Raw genomic sequence first — 20,654 nt, 5'->3', positions numbered from 1 at the left:
GGGTCATGCCGCATCACCTTCTGGAAGAGGGTGTACGCGGCGGGCGCCAGGCTCATCGCCGTACCCGGATGGCCGTTGCCGACCTTCTGTACGGCGTCGGCGGCCAGGACGCGGGCGGTGTCCACGGCCCGCTGGTCCAACTCGGTCCACTCGAGGTCTGTGGTGGTCGGCTTGGTGCTCACCCTGAGTCAGGGCTCCTCTCCACATGTCACACATGTCGAATGCCGGCGCACTGGACGCCCACCGGCCGCTGTCGAGCCTACCCCCGTGAGAACGCGCATTTTTTCGAGTCATTCCAGACTGCCGGGACTACCGGGGATCCGCTTCCCGACTGCGGTGATTCGTATTCGGCAACTGAATACGGAGCCGCTCATCTGACTGCTCAATCGAGCTTCGGTACGACCTTCTGTACGACCGATGAGCAGGCCTCCGAGCGGCTGGTCGGCGGCCCCTCCCAACACGACCCCACCCCCGCGAAGATCGGGGTATGGGCAACGTCTACAGTGGCGTGGTACGCGCGAGCCTTTACCGGGACTTCACACGGGTGAGGCTTGCTGGGATGTCTCTGTAGGGGTGTGCGTGACGGCCGTCGAATCCCGTCCAGCGGGTGTACTCGGTGCGAGCGAGAGCCCGCGTCACCGGCCGTTCGGGGCCCGTGTCAAGGCGTTCGTGGCGCTGACCAAGCCGCGGATCATCGAGCTCCTGCTCATCACCACCGTTCCGGTGATGTTCCTCGCCCAGCGGGGTGTGCCGGACCTGACGCTGGTGCTGCTCACCTGCGTCGGCGGCTACCTCTCGGCGGGTGGCGCGAACGCGCTGAACATGTACATCGACCGGGACATCGACGCGCTGATGGACCGCACCTCGCAGCGTCCGCTGGTCACCGGCATGGTCAGCCCGCGCGAGTGCCTCACCTTCGGCATCACGCTCGCGGTGCTCTCGACGCTGCTCTTCGGCCTCACCGTCAACTGGCTGTCGGCCTGGCTCAGCCTCGGCGCACTCCTCTTCTACGTCGTCGTCTACACGATGATCCTCAAGCGCCGTACCTCCCAGAACATCGTGTGGGGCGGCATCGCGGGCTGTATGCCGGTGCTGATCGGCTGGTCGGCCGTCACGAACTCCCTCTCCTGGGCCCCGGTCATCCTCTTCCTGGTGATCTTCTTCTGGACGCCGCCGCACTACTGGCCGCTGTCCATGAAGGTCAAGGAGGACTACGCGCGCGTGGGCGTGCCGATGCTGCCGGTCATCGCCTCCAACAAGACGGTCGCCAGGCAGATCGTGATCTACAGCTGGGTGATGGTGGCCGTCTCGCTCCTGCTCACCCCCCTCGGCTACACGGGCTGGTTCTACACGCTGGTGGCCCTGGCGGCGGGCGGCTGGTGGCTGTGGGAGGCGCACGCGCTGCAGAACCGCGCGAAGGCGGAGGTGACGGGCGGGAAGCTCAAGGAGATGCGCCTGTTCCACTGGTCGATCACCTATGTGTCGCTGCTCTTCGTGGCGGTCGCGGTGGACCCCTTCCTGCGATAGCCCCGCGCTGAGGCGGGGGTCACTCACCCCGCCCGTCGCCATTCGATCTACTCGTCGGTAGCATCCTGGCCATGGCAGACACACAGCAGGTTGACCCCAAGGCCGAGCGCAAGGTGGCGAAGCTCGCCAAGCAGATCGACGCCTTCTCCAAGGCGCACGGCGGGGCCGAGGGCCAGGTGGCGTACATCGGCGAACGCGGCGCCCGCATCGTCCTGGTGGGCGAGGACGGCGGCTGGGGCGACCTGGTGGCCCCCTCGTACGAACTCGCCGAGAAGGCCGTCGAGAAGGCCGGCATCACGGTCCACGAGGACTTCGACGGCGAGTTCGCGGCGAAGGTGCGGACGGGGCCGTACGAGTGGACCCGCATGGCGGGCATCCAGGTCGGCGGCCCGGCCAACGGCTGACCGATCCCGGCGATTCGCACGGGGTGTGTCGTAGCAACACCTCGTGACCGGTTCATCCGTTAGGACCTGTAGCAGCGCACGGTCCAGCACACGGGGAGCCCGGATGATCGAAACGCCGTCCCTCGTGGACCAGTACTGCCACGGCGTACTGAGAACGGAGCTGGGCCTCGGCACCTTCGAGGCCCAACTCGCGCGCACCGAGGGCCCGCCCGCTCCCGGCACCACCCTCTTCGACACGCAGACGGGTTTCGCCCTACGACGCTGGTGCCCACCGTTACTCGGCCTGGAGCCGCACTGTCCCCCCGCCCGCTATCTCGCCCGCCGTCGTGAACTGGGCGTACAGGAAGCGGGCCGCAGGCTGTTGCGCGGCAGCGGCATCACGACGTATCTGGTCGACACAGGGCTGCCCGGTGACCTGACCGGCCCCTCCGAGATGGCCTCCGCGGGCGAGGCCGGCGCCCGCGAGATCGTCCGTCTGGAACTCCTCGCCGAACAGGTCGCCGACACCTCCGGCACCGTCGAGTCCTTCCTCGCCAACCTCGCCGAGTCGGTGCACGGCGCGGCGGCCGACGCCGTCGCCTTCACCTCGGTCGCGGGCGTACGGCACGGCCTGGCGCTGGCGCCCGAGCCGCCGGGGCCGGGGGAGGTGCGGGGCGCTGCGGGACGGTGGCTGGCCGGCCGCCGGGTGGGCGGCGAGCTGACCGACCCCGTTCTCCTACGGCACCTGCTGTGGATCGCCGTCGCCTCGAACCTGCCGCTCCAGCTCCACGCCGGGCTCGGCGAACCCGGCCAGCGCATCGACCGCACGGACCCGGTCCTCCTGACGGACTTCGTCCGCGCCACATCGGGCCTCGGCACGGACCTGATCCTCCTCCACGGCTACCCGTACCATCGCCACGCGGCCCATCTGGCCGGCGCCTTTCCGCACGTCTACGCCGACTCGGGCGCCGCCCTGGTCCGCACCGGCGCCCGCGCGGCCACCGTTCTCGCCGAGATCCTGGAGCTGGCCCCCTTCGGCAAGATCCTCTTCTCCAGCGGGGCGCATGGGCTGCCGGAGCTGCATGTCGTGGGGGCGCGCCTCTTCCGGGAGGCGCTCGCACGGGTCCTGGGCGGCTGGGTGGCCGAAGGGGCGTGGGCGCTGGCGGACGCGCAGCGGGTGGCGGGGATGGTGGCGGCCGGGAATGCTCGGCGGGTTTACGGGCTGGAGTGAGCCGCGCGGGACGGGCGGATACCGGTCACCGGGCTCTCTTGGCGAACCGAGCGCTTCTCGCCCCCGCCACCCTTGCCTGTCCCCTCCCCAGGGGCTGCCGCCCCGTCGACCCCGCGTCCTGGGGGCTGCCGCCCTCAGACCCCCGCTTCGGCCTGAACGGCCTCGTCCTCAAACGCCGGACGGGCTGAAATATGCGGACCCGCGCCGAAGAGTTCGCCCACCGGCAAGTGGACGGCGCGCAGGAATTCCCTGACGAGGAGCTACCTGGGCCCGGCGATCGACGGACTCGTGGCGGCGTACGCCTGATCCGGCAGCTGCACCTCCGCCACCGGCCGCTCCCGCAGCGCGAGCAGCACCCGGAGCACCCCGATCCACACCAGGCAGGAGCCGAGCATGTGCAGGCCGACCAGGGCCTCGGGGAGGTTGGTGAAGTACTGGACGTAGCCGATGACGCCCTGGGACAGGAGGATCAGGAAGAGGTCGCGGGTGCGGGCGAGGGGGCCGGGCGGGGCGTCGACCGCCTTGAGGATGAACCACAGGGCGAAGGTCAGTGTGACCACGATCCAGGCCAGTACGGCGTGCAGCTTGCTGACTGTCTCCCAGTCCAGCGGCATCCGCTTGACCTTGCTGGAGTCGCCGGCATGTGGGCCGGAGCCGGTGACCACCGTGCCGACCGCGATCAGCAGCACCGAGGCGAGGACCAGGAACCACACCAGCTGCTGCACCGGCTTGCCGACCAGCGGCCGGGGGGCGCCGTCGCCCTCGCGGGTGCGCTGCCACATCACGGCCGCGACCGCGATCAGCACCGACGCGAGCAGGAAGTGGGCCGCGACCGTGTACGGGTTGAGGCCGACCAGCACCACGATGCCGCCGAGCACCGCGTTGCTCATGACCAGCCAGAACTGCAGCCAGCCGAGCCGGGTCAGGCTCCGCCGGTACGGCTTCTCGGAGCGCGCGGCGGCGATCGCCCAGCCGATGGCCGCGCACAGCACATAGGTCAGCATGCGGTTGCCGAACTCGATGGCGCTGTGGAAGTTCATCGCACCGGTCGGCGCGAGCGAGTCGGCCGTGCACTTCGGCCAGGTCGGGCAGCCGAGCCCCGAACCGGTGAGCCGCACCGCACCGCCGGTGACCACGATCACCACCGACATGACGAGCGCGGAAAGAGCCGACCGCTGGACCGTCCGGGGTTGCGGGGTCCAGCGGGCGGCGGTGAAGGCGAGGGGGTTGCGCACGGCGGCCAGGGCGTCGGCGGGGGTCATCTTCGGCACGCCGTCCATCGTAGGCCGCCGCTTGTGCACGCTTTCACGAGGGTCCATGACAGCCCTCTCACTCCCAGCTCACTCCCAGCGGAAGAACGTCCCCGCCACCGCCAGCCCCACGACCGCCCACACACCCAGAATCCCCAGGTCACCCCACGGCATCCCGGCCCCGTGCTGCAGCACGTCCCGCAGGCCGTCCGACAGGGCCGAGATCGGCAGCAGGCCCAGTACGTCCTGGGCGCCCTGCGGGAACTTGTCCAGGGGCACGATCACTCCGCCGCCGACCAGGAGCAGCAGGAAGACCAGGTTGGCGGCGGCCAGGGTCGCCTCCGCCTTCAGGGTGCCTGCCATCAGGAGGCCCAGGCCCGAGAAGGCCGCCGTGCCCAGGATCAGGAGCAGGAGGACGGCGAGGGGGTTGCCGTGCGGGGACCAGCCGAGGGCGAAGGCGATCACCGTCAGGAGGATGACCTGGAGGACCTCCGTGACCAGCACCGACGCCGTCTTCGCCGTCATCAGGCCCCAGCGCGGGAGAGGCGATGAGGCGAGTCGCTTCAGGACGCCGTAGCGGCGTTCGAAGCCGGTGGCGATGGCCTGGCCGGTGAAGGCCGTGGACATGACCGCGAGGGCGAGGATGCCGGGGGTGAGGAAGTCCACCGCCTGGCCCGCGCCCGTGTCGACGATGTCCACCGAGCTGAACAGGAGCAGGAGGAGGGTCGGGATCACGACGGTCAGGAGGAGCTGCTCGCCGTTGCGCAGGAGCATCTTCGTCTCGAGCGCGGCCTGGGTCGCGATCATGCGGGGGAGGGGGGCCGCGCCGGGCTTCGGTGCGTACGTACCGGTGGCCGTCGTCATGAGCGCAGCTCCTTGCCCGTGAGCTCCAGGAAAACGTCTTCGAGGGTGTGCCGTTCCACCGAGATCCTGTCCGGCATCACGCCGTGCTGCGCGCACCAGGACGCCACCGTCGCGAGCAGCTGGGGGTCGACCTTGCCGACGACCCGGTACGAGCCCGGTGTCAGCTCGGCCGCGGAGCAGTCGGCGGGGAGCGCCTTGAGCAGCGAACCCACGTCCAGGCCGGGGCGGCCGACGAAGCGCAGGGTGTTCTCGGCGCCGCCGCGGCACAGCTCCTCCGGGGAGCCCTGGGCGATGACCCGGCCGGCGTCGATGATGGCGACGTCGTCGGCGAGCTGCTCGGCCTCCTCCATGTAGTGCGTGGTGAGGACGACCGAGACGCCGTCGGTGCGCAGATCGCGGACGAGGTCCCAGGTGGCGTGGCGGGCCTGCGGGTCGAGGCCGGCGGTCGGCTCGTCGAGGAACACCAGCTCCGGGCGCCCGACGATCGCCATGGCCAGAGCCAGTCGCTGCTGCTGGCCGCCGGAGAGGCGGCGGTATGTCGTACGGCCGCAGGAGCCGAGGCCGAGGCGCTCGATCAGGGCGTCCACGTTGAGCGGGTCGGCGTGGAGTTTCGCCACGTGGCGCAGCATCTCGTCCGCCCGTGCGCCGGAGTAGACGCCGCCGGACTGGAGCATCACGCCGATCCGGGGGTGCAGCTCACGCGCCTGGCGCACCGGGTCGAGGCCCAGGACACGCACCGTGCCGGAGTCCGGCTTGCGATACCCCTCGCAGGTCTCCACGGTGGTCGTCTTGCCCGCGCCGTTCGGGCCGAGGACGGCGGTCACGCCCGCCTTGGCCACCAGGTCGAGGCCGTTCACGGCGGTTTTCGTGCCATACCGCTTCACCAGGGCCTGAACCTGGAGCACGGGCTCACTTCGCATGGGCCCGAGTCTAGGTTCGGGGTCCGCGCCGCAGACGGGCGGGTGCAGGATCTCCACTCGGAGGTGGTTCCTCCGCCCGGGACCGGTGCAGTGCCAGCCACCGCTCCGCGTACGCCACCGCGTCCGCCACGGGGAACAGCCGTGCGTCGGCGGCGCCCACCGTGCCCCGTACGACGGGACGGTCGCGCTCGAAGTCGTACCCCAGCTCGTCGAACCTGTCCGAGGTGATCGACACCTCGGTCACCGTCTCCCAGCCGCCGCCGGGCGCGGGGCGGCCGACCGCGACGAGCGGCGAGGGTATGCGGTATTCGGCGAGGTGGAAGCTGGTGCACGAGCCGTATCCGGCCCCGAGCAGCAGCACCCGCGCGCCCCGTTCCTCCAGCCGGGCCAGCGGGCTGCGCTCGCCCAGCCGGCAGTCCGGTGCGTGGCCGTCGACGATCTCCGCGGCGCGCGGGCCGAGCGCCGCGAAGGACGTCTGCGGGTGCGCGCTGCGCAGGGCGCCGGGCCAGGTGCGTACGGCCTCCGGGATCACGCCGACTCCGCGGGTGGGGGTGATCAGGGGGTCGTACGGGGGCATGGTGGCCCGGATCCGGTCCCACCACTCCTCGGGCACCGGCGGGTTGGACCAGAGCGCCGGGTCCGAGAGGTCGCCGGTCTGGGTCGGGACGACGAGTGTGCCCTCCGGGCCGAGGGCGTCGAGCAGTCCCTGGACGACCGCGACGGCACCCCCGTTGACCCAGCCGAGACTGCTGAGGGAGGAGTGCACGAGGAGCGTTTCGCCGGTCTCGACACCCAGTCGGCGCAGTTGTGCGGCGACTGTGTCCCGGGTGACAAGAGGGCCGGTCGGAGGGGGTGTCGGCATGGTGGGGGAGTCTGCCGGAAGGGGGCCTTGGACGCCATTGCTTTGATCGATCAAAGATCGTTCCCGCAGGTCAGATTAGGTAGACCTAAGTGACGCAGTGCACCGTCCACCGGTCGGGACGCGGGTTGCCCGCTCCTGAGGAATTACGCAACAATGGCGTTGTGAAAAACGTCGGCGAGGCTCTGGAGACCCCCATGGGGGCCCAGCAGGACGAGCACGCGACCGGTGAGCGTTCTACGCGCAACCGGGTCGCGCGGTCGATCCTGGACCACGGCCCGTCGACCGTCACCGAGCTGGCCGGGCGCCTGGGGCTCACCCCCGCGGCCGTACGACGGCACCTGGACGCGCTGGTCGCGGACGATGTCGTCGAAGCGCGGGAGCAGCGGGTGTACGGCGCGCGCACGCGTGGCCGTCCCGCGAAGGTCTTCGCACTCACCGACTGCGGCCGCGACGCCTTCGATCAGTCGTACGACAAGCTCGCCGCGGACGCCCTGCGCTGGATCGCGGAGCGGTTCGGCGGGGACGAGGCGGTCGTCGCCTTCGCGCGCGCGAGGATCGCCGAGCAGGCCGGCGCCTACCGCAAGGCGATCGAGGCCGCCGCCCCCGAGGAGCGCACGGAAGCCCTGGCCAAGGCCCTGAGCGCGGACGGGTACGCTGCTACGGCGCGCAGCGCACCGGTCGGCGAGCAGCTGTGCCAGCACCACTGCCCCGTCGCCCATGTCGCGGAAGAGTTCCCTCAGCTCTGCGAGGCGGAGACCGAGATCTTCTCCCAGCTGCTCGGAACGCACGTCCAGCGACTGGCGACCATCGCGCACGGTGACGGCGTCTGCACGACGTTCATCCCCAAGATTTCCCACAACGCATCTGCAAGCACGGCCGGGAGGAACCCCGCATGACTCTCCCCATCGAGGAGACCGCCCATCCTGAGCTCGAAGGCCTGGGTACGTACGAATACGGTTGGGCCGACTCCGACGCTGCCGGCGCCTCTGCCAAGCGCGGTATCAACGAGGACGTCGTCCGGGACATCTCCGCGAAGAAGAGCGAGCCGGAGTGGATGACCAAGCTCCGTCTCAAGGGCCTGCGCCTGTTCGACAAGAAGCCCATGCCGAACTGGGGTTCCGACCTGTCGGGCATCGACTTCGACAACATCAAGTACTTCGTGCGCTCCACGGAGAAGCAGGCGGAGTCCTGGGAGGACCTGCCCGAGGACATCAAGAACACGTACGACAAGCTCGGCATCCCGGAGGCGGAGAAGCAGCGCCTGGTCGCCGGTGTCGCGGCCCAGTACGAGTCCGAGGTCGTCTACCACCAGATCCGCGAGGACCTGGAGGAGCAGGGCGTCATCTTCCTCGACACCGACACCGCGCTGAAGGAGCACCCCGAGCTCTTCAAGGAGTACTTCGGCACGGTCATCCCGGTCGGCGACAACAAGTTCGCGTCGCTGAACACCGCGGTGTGGTCGGGCGGCTCCTTCATCTACGTGCCGAAGGGCGTGCACGTGGAGATCCCGCTCCAGGCCTACTTCCGTATCAACACGGAGAACATGGGCCAGTTCGAGCGGACCCTGATCATCGTCGACGAGGGTGCCTATGTGCACTACGTCGAGGGTTGTACGGCCCCGATCTACAAGTCGGACTCGCTGCACTCCGCGGTCGTCGAGATCATCGTCAAGAAGAACGCCCGCTGCCGCTACACGACCATCCAGAACTGGTCGAACAACGTCTACAACCTGGTCACCAAGCGCGCCGTCGCCTACGAGGGCGCCACCATGGAGTGGATCGACGGCAACATCGGCTCCAAGGTGACGATGAAGTACCCGGCCGTCTACCTGATGGGCGAGCACGCCAAGGGCGAGACCCTGTCCATCGCCTTCGCGGGCGAGGGGCAGCACCAGGACGCCGGCTCCAAGATGGTCCACATGGCGCCGAACACCTCCTCCAACATCGTCTCCAAGTCAGTGGCGCGTGGTGGCGGTCGTACCTCGTACCGCGGTCTGGTCGAGATCGGCGAAGGTGCCCACGGCTCCAAGTCCAACGTGCTGTGCGACGCGCTGCTCGTCGACACCATCTCCCGCTCCGACACGTACCCGTACGTGGACGTCCGTGAGGACGACGTGTCCATGGGCCACGAGGCGACCGTCTCCAAGGTCTCCGAGGACCAGCTCTTCTACCTGATGAGCCGTGGTCTGAGCGAGTTCGAGGCGATGGCCATGATCGTGCGCGGCTTCGTCGAGCCCATCGCGAAGGAGCTGCCCATGGAGTACGCCCTCGAGCTCAACCGGCTGATCGAGCTGCAGATGGAAGGCGCGGTCGGTTAAGACCGGCTCCCGAAGCAGTAGCCAGATTTCTTGACGTAGGAAGAGAGCAGACCGACAGCCATGGCTGAGGCCCAGAACTCCCCCACTCTCGACTCCGCTCGAGCGGGGGGACCCCCACCGGTGGGGTCCACCACCGCCGGCTCGATCGCGGTCGCCGCCGAGTCGACCGTCGCCACGCGCATGAGCGCGCCCCCCTCCTTCGACGTGGCGGACTTCCCGGTCCCGCACGGCCGCGAGGAGGAGTGGCGGTTCACCCCGCTGGAGCGCCTGCGCGGGCTGCACGACGGCACCGCCGTCGCGACCGGCGAGGGCGTGAAGGTCGCCGTCGAGGCCCCCGAGGGCGTCACCGTCGAGACCGTCGGCCGTGACGACGCGCGCCTCGGCAGGGCGGGCACCCCCGTGGACCGCGTCGCCGCCCAGGCGTACTCGGCGTTCGAGAAGGCCGGCGTGATCACCGTCCCCAAGGAGACGGTCCTCACCGAGCCGATCCGGATCGCCGTGCACGGCGAGGGCGGGGTCGCCTACGGCCACCAGGTCGTCGAGCTGGGAGCCTTCGCCGAGGCCGTCGTCGTCATCGACCACACCGGTGACGCGGTGCTCGCCGCCAACGTCGACTACGTCCTGGGCGACGGCGCCAAGCTGACCGTCGTCTCCGTCCAGGACTGGGACGACAAGGCCGTCCACGTCGGCCAGCACAACGCGCTGATCGGCCGGGACGCCACCTTCAAGTCGTTCGTGGTCACCTTCGGCGGCGACCTCGTACGCCTCCACCCGCGCGTCGCCTACGCCGGCACCGGTGGCGAGGCCGAGCTCTTCGGGCTGTACTTCACCGACGCCGGCCAGCACCAGGAGCACCGCCTCCTGGTCGACCACAACACCCCGCACTGCAAGTCGAACGTCGCCTACAAGGGCGCGCTCCAGGGCCAGGACGCGCACGCCGTGTGGATCGGCGACGTGCTGATCGAGGCCAAGGCCGAGGGCACGGACACGTACGAGATGAACCGCAACCTGGTTCTGACCGACGGCGCCCGGGTCGACTCCGTGCCGAACCTGGAGATCGAGACCGGCGAGATCGTCGGGGCGGGGCACGCGAGTGCCACCGGCCGCTTCGACGACGAGCAGCTCTTCTACCTGATGGCCCGCGGCATCCCGGCCGACGAGGCCCGTCGTCTGGTGGTCCGCGGCTTCTTCGGCGAGCTGGTGCAGCAGATCGGCGTCGACGACATCGAGGCGCGGCTGCTGGAGAAGATCGAGGCCGAGCTGGAGGCCACCGTCTGATGTCGGCCTTCGTACGCGCCTGTGGGCTGAGTGAGCTGGAGGAGGACACCCCGAAGCGGGTGGAACTCGACGGCACGCCCCTGTCCATCGTGCACACCGCGGGCGAGGTCTTCGCGATCCACGACATCTGCTCGCACGCGAACGTCTCGCTCTCCGAGGGCGAGGTGGAGGACTGCCAGATCGAGTGCTGGTTGCACGGCTCCAGCTTCGACCTCCGCACCGGCAAGCCGTCCGGCCTTCCCGCGACGCGCCCCGTCCCCGTATACCCCGTAAAGATCGAAGGGGACGACGTGCTCGTCTCCCTCAACCAGGAGTCCTGAGGCACCCATGGCAACGCTTGAAATCCGAGACCTGCGCGTCACCGTCGAGGCCGACAACGCCACGAAGGAGATCCTCAAGGGCGTCGACCTGACCGTGAAGCAGGGCGAGACGCACGCCATCATGGGCCCCAACGGCTCCGGCAAGTCGACGCTCGCCTACTCCCTCGCGGGCCACCCGAAGTACACGATCACCGGCGGCACCGTGCTGCTCGACGGCGAGGACGTCCTGGAGATGTCCGTCGACGAGCGCGCCCGCGCGGGCCTGTTCCTGGCGATGCAGTACCCGGTCGAGGTCCCGGGTGTGTCGGTCTCCAACTTCCTGCGCACCTCCGCCACCGCCATCCGCGGCGAGGCCCCCAAGCTGCGCACCTGGGTGAAGGAGGTCAAGGAGGCCATGGAGCGCCTCAACATGGACCCGTCCTTCGCCGAGCGCAACGTCAACGAGGGCTTCTCCGGCGGTGAGAAGAAGCGCCACGAGATCCTCCAGCTGGAGCTACTCAAGCCGAAGATCGCGATCCTCGACGAGACGGACTCCGGCCTCGACGTCGACGCTCTGCGGATCGTCTCCGAGGGCGTCAACCGCGTCCGCGAGACCGGCGAGGTCGGCACCCTGCTGATCACGCACTACACGCGCATCCTGCGCTACATCAAGCCCGACTACGTCCACGTCTTCTCCGGCGGTCGCATCGTCGAGTCCGGCGGCGCCGAGCTCGCGGACAAGCTGGAGAACGAGGGCTACGAGGCTTACACGAAGGGTGGCCCCGTGACCGGAGGTCACTCAAAGGAGGATGTCGCGTGACACAGCTGCCGGGCCTCCTCGACACAGAGGCGATCCGCAAGGACTTCCCCATCCTGGACCGCCAGGTCCACGACGGGCAGAAGCTCGTGTACCTGGACAACGCGGCGACCTCGCAGAAGCCGCGCCAGGTGCTGGACGCCCTGAACGAGTACTACGAGCGCTACAACGCCAACGTCCACCGCGGTGTGCATGTGCTCGCCGAGGAGGCCACGGCGCTGTACGAGGGCGCGCGCGACAAGGTCGCGTCGTTCATCAACGCGCCGAGCCGCGACGAGGTGATCTTCACCAAGAACGCCTCCGAGTCGCTCAACCTCGTGGCGAACATGCTCGGTTGGGCCGACGAGCCCTACCGGGTGGACCACGAGACCGAGATCGTCATCACGGAGATGGAGCACCACTCCAACATCGTTCCGTGGCAGCTGCTCTCGCAGCGCACGGGCGCGAAGCTGAAGTGGTTCGGCCTCACCGACGACGGCCGCCTCGACCTGTCCAACATCGACGAGATCATCACCGAGAAGACGAAGATCGTCTCCTTCGTGCTGGTGTCGAACATCCTGGGCACGGTCAACCCGGTCGAGACGATAATCCGGCGCGCGCAGGAAGTCGGCGCCCTCGTCTGCATCGACGCCTCCCAGGCCGCCCCGCACATGCCGCTGGACGTGCAGGCGCTCCAGGCAGACTTCGTGGCCTTCACCGGCCACAAGATGTGCGGCCCGACCGGCATCGGCGTCCTCTGGGGCCGCCAGGAGCTGCTGGAGGACCTGCCTCCGTTCCTGGGCGGCGGCGAGATGATCGAGACGGTGTCGATGCACTCGTCGACCTACGCTCCCGCGCCCCACAAGTTCGAGGCGGGTACGCCCCCGATCGCCCAGGCGGTCGGCCTCGGCGCGGCGATCGACTACCTGAACTCGATCGGCATGGACAAGATCCTCGCCCATGAGCACGCGCTGACGGAGTACGCGGTCAAGCGTCTGTCGGAGGTCCCGGACCTCAGGATCATCGGCCCGACGACGGCCGAGGACCGGGGTGCGGCGATCTCGTTCACGCTCGGTGACATCCACCCGCACGACGTGGGCCAGGTCCTCGACGAGCAGGGCATCGCGGTCCGCGTGGGCCACCACTGCGCGCGTCCCGTCTGCCTGCGCTACGGAATTCCTGCGACCACGCGAGCGTCGTTCTATCTGTACTCCACTCCGGCCGAGATCGACGCTCTGGTCGAGGGGCTGGAGCACGTACGGAACTTCTTCGGCTGAAGGGCGTGAGCTGAGACCGTGAAGCTCGACTCGATGTACCAGGAAGTCATCCTGGACCACTACAAGCACCCGCACGGGCGTGGTCTCCGGGACGGCGACGCCGAGGTGCACCACGTGAACCCGACGTGCGGCGACGAGATCACCCTCCGGGTGAAGTACGACGGCACGAGGATCGAGGACGTCTCGTACGAGGGACAGGGCTGCTCGATCAGCCAGGCCTCGGCCTCCGTGCTGAACGACCTGCTGGTCGGCAAGGATCTGTCCGAGGCCCAGAAGATCCAGGAGACCTTCCTGGAGCTGATGCAGTCCAAGGGCCGGATCGAGCCGGACGACGCGATGGAAGAGGTGCTGGAGGACGCGGTCGCGTTCGCCGGCGTCTCCAAGTACCCGGCCCGGGTCAAGTGCGCCCTCCTCAGCTGGATGGCGTGGAAGGACGCGACGGCCCAGGCACTGGGTGGCGCCGACGCCGAAAGGAAGACGGCATGAGCGAGACCGTTGAGATGAAGCCGGCCTCGGAGGAGGAACTCCGCGAGGCCCTGTACGACGTCGTCGACCCCGAGCTCGGCATCGACGTCGTCAACCTCGGCCTGATCTACGGCATCCACATCGACGACGCGAACATCGCGACGATCGACATGACCCTGACCTCGGCGGCCTGTCCGCTGACGGACGTCATCGAGGACCAGGCCAAGTCCGCCACGGACGGCCTCGTCAACGAGCTGCGCATCAACTGGGTCTGGATGCCGCCGTGGGGTCCGGACAAGATCACGGACGACGGGCGGGAGCAGCTGCGGGCGCTGGGGTTCAACGTCTGAGACACCGGTGGATCCCTGCGCGATCCCCGCAAACGAGAAGCGGCGGCACCTGACGGGTGCCGCCGCTTCTGTGTGTTCAGCAGGTTCAGGCCACGCCGTCCACCAGCCGGAACGCCGAGTCCGCCAGGTACAGCGAGCTGTTCTGGAACGGATCGAGCTTCAACTGGAAGTTCTGGTGGCGCAGGAACCGGCCCGGATAGTTCACCGACTCCAGCATGACCGCGCCCGAGTAGGCCGAGGCGCGGGGGCAGAAGGTCGCGTCCTGCTGGAACACGTACGAGCCGTCGTTCGGTTCGTCGCGCAGCAGGAAGTTGCGGTGGCGCAGGTACGTGCCGTCGTGCGTGACGAAGGAGTAACAGGAGCTGTCCGCAAGGCCCTTGACCTGCTTGAAGGTCGAGTCCTGGCGGGACTCCGAACCGCCGAGCGGATCGAGTTTCACGAAGTCGCCGCTCACGTGCCAGAAGCGGTCGGGGTAGTTCACCGACCGGAGCGACCGGTAGGTCGCCGAGGGCTTCGGCTTGGAAGGCGAACTCGCCTTGTGTGTCGGGGACTTGGAGGGCTTCGAGCCCTCGGCCGCGGACGGTGAGCCGTTCTCCTGGGGCTCTGGGGAGGTGCTGGGCTGTGTCGACGACATCCCGCTCCTGCCGCTCGGCGGTGCGGAGCCGCTCTTGGTGGAGGGGGAGGCGAAGGAGATGAGACCCGGCACCGTCGAGGCGGGCGACGGGTCCTTCGATGCCTGTGACGCTCCTTCAGAACCGTTGTCCATGACGGCTATCCACGTCACGCACGTGATGACCGTGGCTATGGCCAGCCCGCCGGCCAGCCAGAGTCTTCTGGTTCCCGGAGCGCGGGACGTGTCGGGGGCCCAGCCGTTCTCCCAGGGTTCGTGGCGAGGTGGCTCGGGCGTGGTTTGTGGCATGCGCAGTTCCTCCAGCGGCGCCCAGGGCGGCGGCCGGGGGTGTGAGGGTGAGGTGAGTGAACGGTGAAACACTAGTGGAGCCGGTGGTGTACGGGGAGGTGTTTCAGCGAGCGGTTTCCGTGAATCCTGAACCTTCCTGGGAATCTCCCTACCGGACTTCACACACCCTTCGCGGGGCCTTTTCGTACTCGTGATGTGTACTCGCGTACGCATTCGTTGTGTACGCTGGTACACATGGGATACCTCTTGCTCGGCGCGGCCATCGCCGCCGAGGTCGGTGCGACGACCGCCATGAAGTTCAGTGACGGGTTCAGCAGGCTGGTGCCGTCGCTGGTGACCGTCGTCGGATACGTGGTCTCCTTCGTGCTGCTCGCGCAGACGTTGAAGACCATCTCCGTGGGCGCGGCCTACGCCATCTGGTCCGGCATCGGCACGGCCGCCATCGCCACCATCGGGCTGCTCTTCTTCGGCGAGGGCATGAGCGCGGCCAAGGCCGCCGGGATGGCGCTGATCATCGGCGGAGTGGTGGTGCTCAATCTCGGGGGCGCGCACTGATGGCCCGGCGCTACGATCCCGACCGGCGGCAGCGGATCATCGACGCGGCGATCCGGGTGGTGGGGGAGAAGGGGCTCGCCGGGCTCACGCACCGCACCGTCGCCGTCGAGGCCGATGTGCCGCTCGGCTCGACGACGTACCACTTCACGACCCTCGACGAGCTGATGGTCGCCGCACTGCGCCAGGCCAACGAGGGCTTCGCCAAGGTCATCGCCACGCGCGGTGGTCTGACGGACCCGCACGCCGATCTGGCCGCCGAACTCGCCGGCTGGATGGGCGAGTGGCTGGCCGGTGACCGGACCGGCGTGGAGCTGGAGTACGAGCTCTATCTGGCCGCTCTGCGCCGCCCCGCCCTGCGGCCCGTCGCCGCCGCGTGGACCGAGGAGCTCGCCGACCTGCTCTCGCGGCACACCGACCGGGTGACGGCATACGCGCTGGTCGCCCTGATGGACGGCATCTGTCTGCAGGTACTGCTGACGGGGACGCCGTACGACGAGACGTACGCGCGCGAGGTGCTGGCGCGGATGATTCCCTGACGCGCCGGCCCCTCGGGTCCCTGTCGGACCGGGCCGGGCGCCGCGGCCGACGCCCGGCACCTGAGACACCGTGCCCGCTGGTTGGCCTGTGTGCCCTCCGGCCGGTTAGGTTGCCCTCATGACCGACACGACTGCTCCTCGTACCACCGGCGCCGTGGCCGCCGGGCTTGCCACGATCGCCGCCGACGGCACCGTTCTCGACACCTGGTTCCCCGCGCCCGCGCTCGACGAAGAGCCCGGCCCGTCCGGCACCGAGCGGCTGTCCGCCGAGCGTGCCGTGGAGCTGCTCGGTGCGGGCGCGGCCAAGGCGGTCGGGCCGGACGCCCGGCGTGGTGTCGAGGTCGTCGCCGTCCGTACGGTCATCTCCTCCCTCGACGAGAAGCCGCTCGACGCGCACGACGTCTACCTGCGGCTGCACCTTCTCTCGCACCGGCTGGTCAAGCCGCACGGCCAGAGCCTGGACGGCATGTTCGGCTTCCTCGCCAACGTCGCCTGGACCTCACTCGGCCCGGTCGCCGTCGACGACGTCGAGAAGGCGCGGCTCAACGCCCGTGCCGAGGGCCTGCACCTCCAGGTGACCTCGATCGACAAGTTCCCGCGGATGACGGACTACGTCGCCCCCAAGGGCGTGCGGATCGCCGACGCCGACCGGGTGCGGCTCGGTGCGCACCTCGCCGAGGGCACCACCGTCATGCACGAGGGGTTCGTCAACTTCAACGCCGGCACGCTCGGCACGTCGATGGTCGAGGGCCGTATCTCCGCCGGAGTCGTGGTCGGCGACGGGTCGGACATCGGTGGCGGTGCCTCCACCATGGGCACGCTCTCCGGCGGCGGCAACGTCCGCATCACCATCGGCGAGCGCTGCCTGATCGGCGCCGAGGCGGGCGTCGGCATCGCGCTCGGCGACGAGTGCGTCGTCGAGGCCGGCCTGTACGTCACCGCCGGCACCCGTGTCACCATGCCCGACGGGCAGATCGTCAAGGCCCGCGAGCTGTCCGGTGCCTCCCACATCCTCTTCCGTCGCAACTCGGTCACCGGCACGGTCGAGGCCCGCCCGAACAACGCGGTCTGGGGCGGTCTGAACGAGATCCTGCACAGCCACAACTGAGCGACACGGCCATACGGCTTCGACGGGCGCCCTTCCCACTGCCCCTGGAAGGGCGCCCGTTCATGTGCGGAGGACCGTTCTCCTCGCCCTCCCGCACAATCTCTTCCGGAGGCAGGCATAGCGGCGCGCACCCGCGCGCGTCACAGGGGGCACAAGGGCGGACGACCCGTTCGCCCGGGGGAAGAGCGAAGGTGACGATGGATGCCGAGGCGCAGGACAGCTTCCGGGAGTTCGTGGAGCACCGGTCGTCCGCGCTGCTGAAGACGGCGGTGCTGCTGAGCGGCGGCGACCGGCACGCCGCCGAGGACCTGCTGCAGAACGCGCTGATCAAGGCGGCGGGCCGGTGGCAGCGGATCGAGGAGCCGGAGGCGTACGTACGGCAGGTCCTGTACCGCCAGCAGATCAGCCGCTGGCGGCTGAAGTGGCGCAGACGCGAACTGACCGTCGCCGAACCGCCCGACACCGGCGCCGGACCCGACGCCTCCTCCGACGCCGACCTGCGCCTGCTGATGCGCGGCGCGCTCGCCCGGCTCACCGCGCGCCAGCGCACCGTGCTGGTGCTCCGGTACTTCGAGGACCTGCCCGAGGCCGACGTGGCCCGCATCCTCGGCTGCTCCGTCGGCACCGTACGGTCCACCACCCACCGCTCGCTGGCCCGGCTCCGAGCCCTCGCGCCCGAACTCACCGCCGACGCCGGCGACCGGCTGCCGTCCCGTGACCACTCGCCCGTGGAGGTGCGTCCGTGAACGTCGAGGAACTCGTACGCGACTCCCTGCGGGAGCTGGCCGCCGAACAGCCGTCGGCAGGGCCGGGGTTCGCCGACCGGGTGCTGGCCGTGCGCCGGCACCGTCGCACCCGCCGGCTCGCCTCCGTCGCCGCCGCCACGGCCGCCGTGGTCGCCCTGGCGGTGGCGGTGCCGCTGCTGGACTCCGGGAAGAGCGATGTGCGTCCGTCGGGGGTCGTGCAGAAGGACGGGATCACCGCTCACCCCGACCAGTCGCCGCCGCGGGAGCTGATCGGAGCCGGGCAGAGCGCGCTCGCCGCCTACTACACCGTGCGGACCGTGCCGCAGTCGGACGAGCAGGCCATCGGCGTACGGACGTACTGGCTGCTCGACCCGAGGACCGGCACCTACGAGAAGGACGCCCGGTGGAGCTTCGTCGCCGTCGCCCCGGGGCTGAAGACCGCCGCTGTACTGGAGCAGGACCTGCCCGTCCGCCGGATCGGCCTGCTCGACCTCGCGACCGGGAAGGTCGAGCGGTGGATCCAGGTCGAGCACGGGATCGGCGCACTCGCCTTCTCGTACGACGGGACCCGGCTGCTGGCGACGACGTACGACGAGAACCCCGACGTGCGGACCAAGACCCACAACGTCAAGGGTGGCTGGGTATGGGGACCCGCGTTCGCCAAGTCCACCCGGACCGGCTTCTACGACTTCGACGTGGTCTCCGGCAAGGGCGCCTGGACCGGGGTCGCCTCCGACCGCGACACCCGCTCCCGCGAGGACTTCGCCTTCAGCCGCACCGGCGACCAGGTGTACTCGCAGGTCGTCAGCAGCCGGGACGGGACGGAGCAGTTCTACGACCTCGACGGCGGCAAGATCGCCGCCCCCGCGAACGAGAAGTACCTGCGGGCGGACGTCGGGGCGCGGCTGTCCCCGAGCGGTCGCCTCGCCGCCCTGGGCCTGACGAAGGAGGTCAACGGCTCGCCCGGCAGGTCGTACTCCTCGATCCGTGATCCCCGCACCGGCAAGGAGATCACCAGGGTCCGCGGAGCCGAGCTGCTCGCCTGGGCCGACGACAGGCGGCTCATCGCCTGGGAGCGGGTGACCGGTCTGGACGAGCCGTACCGGGGTCGGCTCGTGGTGGTGACCATCGGCAGCGAGAAGGTCGTACCGCTCAGCGGAGTCCGTGAGGAGGAATACGACGAGGGGCAGGCATGGCAGCCCGTCTTCGCCCGCCGCTGATCAGTCGCCGGCGGCGGTGAGCTCCTCGTAGGCCGCCAGCAGGCCGTCGACCGTCCTCCGGTCGGCGGGCCGCAGCGGGGCCCGCACCGGACCCGCGGGCAGGCCGAGTTTGTTGAGAAGTGCCTTGGTCGTGACGGTGCCGGGCAGGCCTGCCGACATCATCAACTCGATGAGCGGCGTGGCGCGTTGCTGGAGGTGGGCGGACACGGGGGTGTCGCCCGCCTCCCACGCGTCCAGAACGGCGCGGAGCCGGTCCGGTACGACGTTCGCGACCGTGCTGATGTAGCCGGCGCCGCCCACCGCGGTCAGCGCGAGATTGTGCTCGTCGCAGCCCGCGTAGTACGCCAACTCCGTGCGGGACATGACCTTTTGGGCCGCCAGGAAGTCGTACGAACAGTCCTTCACCGCCACGATCCGGGGATGCCCGGCGAGCCGGATCATCGTCTCCGGTTCGATACGGGTGCCGGTGCGGCCCGGGATGTCGTAGAGCACGACCGGCAGTCCGGCAGCGTCCGCGACCGTGCGGAAGTGCTCCTCCAGGGCGTCCTGCGGGGGCCTGCTGTAGTACGGGCTGACCACCAGCAGGCCGTCCGCGCCCGCCTTCTCGGCCTCCAGGGCGAGCTCCACGGTGTGCCGGGTGTCGAAGGTCCCGACGCCGGTGATGATCGACGCCCGGCCGCCCACCGTCTCCCGCACCGCCTCGACCAGTGCCGCCTTCTCGGCGTCCGTCGTGGTCGGCGACTCGCCCGTCGTGCCGGACAGCACCAGGCCGTCGCAGCCCCGCGAGACGAGATGGTCGGCGAGCCGCTGCGCGCCGTCGAGATCGAGCCCGCCGTCCGCGGCGAAGGGGGTGATCATCGCGCAGAGGGCGCGGCCGAAGGGGGCGTGAGTCGTCATGGAGTCAGTCTCGACAGTTCGATCGTGAAGCTCCACTTAATTCTTCTACGGGATATTGATAAGAATTACTACGAGTTTTGTGAAAGGCCCCCCGGTCGGAGGCCCTATGTCCAATTCGGCCCTTCATGGGTCACCATGGTCAAGACGGTCACCGCCATCGGCCCATGGAGGCGTCATGAAGCTCGGCAAGGCACTGGCCACGGGAGTCGCGGAAGAGCAGCCGCAGGTCCACGAGGAAGAGCTCGAACTCCCCGAGGAGATCACGGAAGAACTGCAGGTCCCCGAAGAGGTCCCGGCGACCCGATGAGACTGCGGCTTCCGGAGGAACGCCCGACGGAGCCGCCGACCGGATACAAGATCGCCCACCCGGTGCTGTCCCAGGACGGTACCCGGGCCGGGTTCACGGGTGTGTCGCTCGGCGGCGCGCTGCCGTACGGAGTCGTGGCCGACGCGTCCTGCGTGTACGGCCTGCGCCACCGTGCACCGCACCGCCGCTGCGACTGCGGCTTCCACTGCGTGCACGACCGGACGACGGCCGAGGCGCTGCTGAGCACGGCCGAGCACCGGGCCGCCCTGCTGCTCGAGGTCTCGGTCCTGGGCCGCTACATCCGCTTCGAGCGCGGCTTCCGCTACGCCCGCCAGCGGGTGCGTACGGCCACGGTCGGCCCCTGCGACTGCGGTGCCGTCGCCGTGGCACTGGCCGACGCGGGCTGGGGCCGCCCCGGCTGGCGGGCGCTGGCACCCGCGTGCGCGGGATGATGAGGTAGTCGTGGATGTCGCCGCCGGGTGCGGGTTTGGGCTTGTCGACGACCGTCCAGGGGCCCTGGGACAGCCAGTTGTCGGCGCGGGCCGTC

At 69.5% G+C, this 20,654-nt stretch carries 24 protein-coding genes and 1 pseudogene; 18 read left to right on the top strand and 7 right to left on the bottom strand.

What is annotated here, in order from left to right; genetic code table 11:
- Positions 1-182, bottom strand: a 182-nt coding sequence (locus tag ACWC09_RS50095; protein ID WP_450858680.1) for a hypothetical protein, incomplete at its 3' end; no start/stop codon positions are given.
- Positions 183-573: 391 nt separating this feature from the next.
- Between ACWC09_RS50095 and ACWC09_RS50090 the strand changes: the two genes are divergently transcribed.
- From ACWC09_RS50090 to ACWC09_RS50080, 3 genes are all read left to right on the top strand, one after another.
- Positions 574-1,527 carry a heme o synthase gene (locus ACWC09_RS50090; RefSeq protein WP_450858679.1) on the top strand — a complete coding sequence of 318 codons (954 nt, stop codon included), beginning with the start codon at positions 574-576 and terminating at the stop codon, positions 1,525-1,527.
- Between the two features lie 71 nt (positions 1,528-1,598).
- The gene (locus ACWC09_RS50085) at positions 1,599-1,931 is read left to right on the top strand and encodes a hypothetical protein (RefSeq protein WP_450858677.1); all 333 of its coding nucleotides are present in this window, start codon (positions 1,599-1,601) and stop codon (positions 1,929-1,931) included.
- A 103-nt stretch (positions 1,932-2,034) separates the two neighbouring features.
- Positions 2,035-3,141 carry an amidohydrolase family protein gene (locus tag ACWC09_RS50080; RefSeq protein ID WP_450858675.1) on the top strand — a complete coding sequence of 369 codons (1,107 nt, stop codon included), beginning with the start codon at positions 2,035-2,037 and terminating at the stop codon, positions 3,139-3,141.
- 260 nt (positions 3,142-3,401) lie between these two features.
- Here ACWC09_RS50080 and ACWC09_RS50075 read toward each other — a convergent pair whose 3' ends face one another.
- Genes ACWC09_RS50075 through ACWC09_RS50060 form a run of 4 tightly spaced genes read right to left on the bottom strand, consistent with a single transcriptional unit; the run spans position 3,402 to position 7,037 of the window.
- Positions 3,402-4,421 (bottom strand): COX15/CtaA family protein, encoded by a 1,020-nt coding sequence (locus ACWC09_RS50075; protein WP_450858684.1) that lies wholly within the window; start codon positions 4,419-4,421, stop codon positions 3,402-3,404.
- Between the two features lie 60 nt (positions 4,422-4,481).
- The gene (locus ACWC09_RS50070) at positions 4,482-5,255 is read right to left on the bottom strand and encodes an ABC transporter permease (protein WP_450858674.1); all 774 of its coding nucleotides are present in this window, start codon (positions 5,253-5,255) and stop codon (positions 4,482-4,484) included.
- Complete coding sequence (locus ACWC09_RS50065) at positions 5,252-6,175, bottom strand: ABC transporter ATP-binding protein (RefSeq protein WP_450858673.1); 924 nt, start codon at positions 6,173-6,175, stop codon at positions 5,252-5,254. The genes ACWC09_RS50070 and ACWC09_RS50065 overlap by 4 nt, the downstream gene beginning before the upstream one ends.
- Before the next feature lie 10 nt (positions 6,176-6,185).
- The gene (locus ACWC09_RS50060) at positions 6,186-7,037 is read right to left on the bottom strand and encodes an aminoglycoside N(3)-acetyltransferase (protein WP_450858672.1); all 852 of its coding nucleotides are present in this window, start codon (positions 7,035-7,037) and stop codon (positions 6,186-6,188) included.
- A 161-nt stretch (positions 7,038-7,198) separates the two neighbouring features.
- On the opposite strand from ACWC09_RS50060, the gene ACWC09_RS50055 reads away from it, so the two are divergent.
- Genes ACWC09_RS50055 through ACWC09_RS50020 form a run of 8 tightly spaced genes read left to right on the top strand, consistent with a single transcriptional unit; the run spans position 7,199 to position 13,819 of the window.
- Positions 7,199-7,933, top strand: a complete 735-nt coding sequence (locus ACWC09_RS50055; protein WP_450858671.1) for a helix-turn-helix transcriptional regulator — start codon at positions 7,199-7,201, stop codon at positions 7,931-7,933.
- Positions 7,930-9,354 (top strand): Fe-S cluster assembly protein SufB, encoded by a 1,425-nt coding sequence (sufB, locus tag ACWC09_RS50050; RefSeq protein ID WP_450858670.1) that lies wholly within the window; start codon positions 7,930-7,932, stop codon positions 9,352-9,354. The genes ACWC09_RS50055 and sufB overlap by 4 nt, the downstream gene beginning before the upstream one ends.
- A 60-nt stretch (positions 9,355-9,414) precedes the next feature.
- A complete protein-coding gene (gene sufD, locus ACWC09_RS50045) occupies positions 9,415-10,632 on the top strand; it encodes a Fe-S cluster assembly protein SufD (protein WP_450858668.1) in 1,218 nt (405 codons plus the stop codon).
- Positions 10,632-10,952, top strand: coding sequence for a non-heme iron oxygenase ferredoxin subunit (locus ACWC09_RS50040; protein ID WP_450858666.1), 321 nt, complete (start codon positions 10,632-10,634; stop codon positions 10,950-10,952). Before sufD ends, ACWC09_RS50040 begins: the two co-directional genes overlap by 1 nt.
- A gap of 7 nt (positions 10,953-10,959) precedes the next feature.
- Positions 10,960-11,751: a Fe-S cluster assembly ATPase SufC gene (sufC, locus tag ACWC09_RS50035; RefSeq protein WP_450858665.1), complete on the top strand. Its 792-nt coding sequence runs from the start codon at positions 10,960-10,962 to the stop codon at positions 11,749-11,751.
- Positions 11,748-13,004 (top strand): cysteine desulfurase, encoded by a 1,257-nt coding sequence (locus ACWC09_RS50030; RefSeq protein ID WP_450858663.1) that lies wholly within the window; start codon positions 11,748-11,750, stop codon positions 13,002-13,004. Before sufC ends, ACWC09_RS50030 begins: the two co-directional genes overlap by 4 nt.
- Before the next feature lie 18 nt (positions 13,005-13,022).
- Positions 13,023-13,490: a Fe-S cluster assembly sulfur transfer protein SufU gene (gene sufU / locus ACWC09_RS50025; RefSeq protein ID WP_450858661.1), complete on the top strand. Its 468-nt coding sequence runs from the start codon at positions 13,023-13,025 to the stop codon at positions 13,488-13,490.
- Positions 13,487-13,819, top strand: coding sequence for a metal-sulfur cluster assembly factor (locus ACWC09_RS50020; protein WP_037743875.1), 333 nt, complete (start codon positions 13,487-13,489; stop codon positions 13,817-13,819). The genes sufU and ACWC09_RS50020 overlap by 4 nt, the downstream gene beginning before the upstream one ends.
- 85 nt (positions 13,820-13,904) lie before the next feature.
- Here ACWC09_RS50020 and ACWC09_RS50015 read toward each other — a convergent pair whose 3' ends face one another.
- Positions 13,905-14,738, bottom strand: coding sequence for an AbfB domain-containing protein (locus tag ACWC09_RS50015; RefSeq protein WP_450858659.1), 834 nt, complete (start codon positions 14,736-14,738; stop codon positions 13,905-13,907).
- A 234-nt stretch (positions 14,739-14,972) separates the two neighbouring features.
- Here ACWC09_RS50015 and ACWC09_RS50010 point away from each other — a divergent pair, with 234 nt between their 5' ends.
- The 5 genes from ACWC09_RS50010 (at position 14,973) to ACWC09_RS49990 (ending at position 18,903) form a co-directional block, all read left to right on the top strand.
- Positions 14,973-15,293: a DMT family transporter gene (locus ACWC09_RS50010; protein WP_450858657.1), complete on the top strand. Its 321-nt coding sequence runs from the start codon at positions 14,973-14,975 to the stop codon at positions 15,291-15,293.
- Positions 15,293-15,829 carry a TetR/AcrR family transcriptional regulator gene (locus ACWC09_RS50005; protein WP_450858655.1) on the top strand — a complete coding sequence of 179 codons (537 nt, stop codon included), beginning with the start codon at positions 15,293-15,295 and terminating at the stop codon, positions 15,827-15,829. The genes ACWC09_RS50010 and ACWC09_RS50005 overlap by 1 nt, the downstream gene beginning before the upstream one ends.
- A gap of 118 nt (positions 15,830-15,947) precedes the next feature.
- On the top strand, positions 15,948-16,937 hold the full coding sequence (gene dapD, locus ACWC09_RS50000) for a 2,3,4,5-tetrahydropyridine-2,6-dicarboxylate N-succinyltransferase (RefSeq protein ID WP_450858654.1): 990 nt from the start codon (positions 15,948-15,950) through the stop codon (positions 16,935-16,937).
- Positions 16,938-17,134: 197 nt separating this feature from the next.
- Positions 17,135-17,683, top strand: coding sequence for a SigE family RNA polymerase sigma factor (locus ACWC09_RS49995; protein WP_450858682.1), 549 nt, complete (start codon positions 17,135-17,137; stop codon positions 17,681-17,683).
- A complete protein-coding gene (locus ACWC09_RS49990; RefSeq protein ID WP_450858652.1) occupies positions 17,680-18,903 on the top strand; it encodes a WD40 repeat domain-containing protein in 1,224 nt (407 codons plus the stop codon). The genes ACWC09_RS49995 and ACWC09_RS49990 overlap by 4 nt, the downstream gene beginning before the upstream one ends.
- On the opposite strand, the gene dapA is transcribed toward ACWC09_RS49990, so the two are convergent.
- Entirely contained in the window at positions 18,904-19,800 is an 897-nt protein-coding gene (gene dapA, locus ACWC09_RS49985) for a 4-hydroxy-tetrahydrodipicolinate synthase (protein ID WP_450858651.1), read from the bottom strand.
- Between the two features lie 175 nt (positions 19,801-19,975).
- On the opposite strand from dapA, the gene ACWC09_RS49980 reads away from it, so the two are divergent.
- Positions 19,976-20,107: a hypothetical protein gene (locus tag ACWC09_RS49980; protein WP_450858650.1), complete on the top strand. Its 132-nt coding sequence runs from the start codon at positions 19,976-19,978 to the stop codon at positions 20,105-20,107.
- Positions 20,104-20,556: pseudogene (locus tag ACWC09_RS49975) on the top strand (hypothetical protein); the annotation flags it as partial. The gene ACWC09_RS49980 and the pseudogene ACWC09_RS49975, both read left to right, overlap by 4 nt.
- Positions 20,557-20,654: the final 98 nt, after the last annotated feature.

It is taken from the genome of Streptomyces sp. NPDC001617 (assembly GCF_053596855.1).
Note: the sequence above shows the minus strand (reverse complement) of the source record. Positions and strands in the feature narration are given on the sequence as shown.